Here is a 1,801-nt window from a genome sequence, read left to right as displayed (position 1 = left end):
GCCTTGGGCGGTGGCCGTGCTCAGCGCGGCGGCGAGCGCCAGGGGCGACAGGCCCGCGCGCAGGAAGGCGGCAGAGAACATCACGCAACCCCGTCTCGGCCCCGCGAACGGGCGGTTCCGGGCCGGATCATGCGCGGGCGATGGTTACCGATCCCTTGTGCCCGGCTCAGGCCGGCGCCGGCTCACCGCAGCAGCCAGGTGCCGACGAAGGCGAGGGCGGCCGAGTACACGGCGTAGCCGTCCTCGTCCGTCACCACCACGGTGATGGTCTGGCGCTCGCCGTCGGTCGGGATCTCGTTGACGGCGATGGCGGGCAGCAGGCGTTTGGCCTCGAGGGCGGCGGCCTGCACGTCGTCGCAATGGGTGCCGACGTCGTCGCGCTGGTGGAAGCCGTCGTGGATGTCGAAGAAGTACCGGGGCACGGGCTCATCACGCGTCGAAGGCGGGAGCGCATCCGTCTCTCATGCGCGGAGCGCCGAAGGTCAGGGCCGCGATGCCCGGATCGTAGACCTCTCGCCCGCGCCGGCAACCGCGCGAGTGTCGCATGCGGGGCGGGGCCTCGCGGACATCGGCGATCTGGATTTGCGCTCTCCAGCATTCGAGCCGACACGAGCTTTGGCGCCCGAGAGATACGCCTCTTCCCTCCCCCCCGCAGAGGGGGAGATAATCGTCGCACCACTCCGGTGCCGGCGCGGATAGTGAGGACGAAAAATTTGCGGTTTCGTGTTTCGGTGTCCGGCGATCGTCCGGAACCCGCAAGGAGCTGTGCCATCCCGAGCCCCACCGCCCCGGTCCCGCCGGCGATGCCCTACCTGCCGCAGCTCGACGGGGTGCGGGCGCTGGCGATCGGCATCGTGTACGTCGCCCATTGCGGGCTCAGCCACGTCGTGCCGGGGGGCTTCGGCGTCACGGTGTTCTTCTTCCTGTCGGGCTACCTCATCACCACCCTGCTGCGGATCGAGCGGGGGGTGAGCGGGACGGTGTCGCTGAAGGCGTTCTACCTGCGCCGGGCCTTGCGCATCCTGCCGCCGATGTACCTGGCGCTGGCGTTCTCCGGCCTGCTCTACGGGCTCGGCCTGCTCGACTGGATGCGCGTCGACGCGGTGGCGGTGCTGGGGCAGGCGACGTTCCTGACGAACTACCCCGACCTCCTCGGCACCGAGCAGGTGCTGCCGGTGCCGCTGTGGAGCCTCGCGATCGAGGAGCACTTCTACCTGCTGTTTCCGCTGGCCTACCTGCTGTGGCTCGGGCGCCTGTCGCCGCGTCGGGCGGCCCTGGCATGCCTGGCGCTGTGCGGCGGCGTGCTGGCCATCCGCTGCCTCAACGTGTGGCGGCTCGCCGATTACAGCCTGAACTACTCCTGGACCCACACCCGCATCGACGCGATCCTGTTCGGCTGCTGCCTCGGCCTGTGGAACAACCCGGTGATCCCGGCCGACCGCGCCTGGCGGCCGAAACCCTGGCACGTGGCGGCGGCGGGCGCGGTGATCCTCGCCACCCTCGCGGTGCGGAACCCCGCCTTCCGCGAGACCCTGCGCTACACGCTGCAGAGCGCGGCGCTGTTCGTGCCGTTCTCGGCCGCCTTGCAGGGCCGCGGATGGGTGGTGCGGGCGCTCGGCTCCGCACCGATGCGCCGGCTCGGGCTCTACTCCTACAGCTTCTACCTCCTGCACCCGACGATGATCGCGCTGCTGCTGCACCTGCGGCCGGGCTCGGGGTCCCTCGTACTGATCGTCGCCGGCCTCGTGCCGACCCTGGCCCTCTGCGTGCTAATGCAAGCCTGGGTGGAGCGCCCCTGCGT

At 70.6% G+C, this 1,801-nt stretch carries 2 protein-coding genes; one reads left to right on the top strand and one right to left on the bottom strand.

The genetic code is table 11. The annotated features are described in order from the left end of the window. Positions 1 to 182: 182 nt before the first annotated feature. Positions 183 to 422, bottom strand: coding sequence for a hypothetical protein (locus FV222_RS24975; protein ID WP_147753201.1), 240 nt, complete (start codon positions 420 to 422; stop codon positions 183 to 185). A 381-nt stretch (positions 423 to 803) separates the two neighbouring features. On the opposite strand from FV222_RS24975, the gene FV222_RS24970 reads away from it, so the two are divergent. Then, a partial coding sequence (locus FV222_RS24970) for an acyltransferase (RefSeq protein ID WP_246685650.1) occupies positions 804 to 1,801 on the top strand: 998 nt, incomplete at its 3' end.

Origin of the sequence: Methylobacterium sp. WL103, from assembly GCF_008039885.1 — a bacterium.
Lineage (GTDB): Bacteria > Pseudomonadota > Alphaproteobacteria > Rhizobiales > Beijerinckiaceae > Methylobacterium > Methylobacterium cerastii.
Note: the sequence above shows the minus strand (reverse complement) of the source record. Positions and strands in the feature narration are given on the sequence as shown.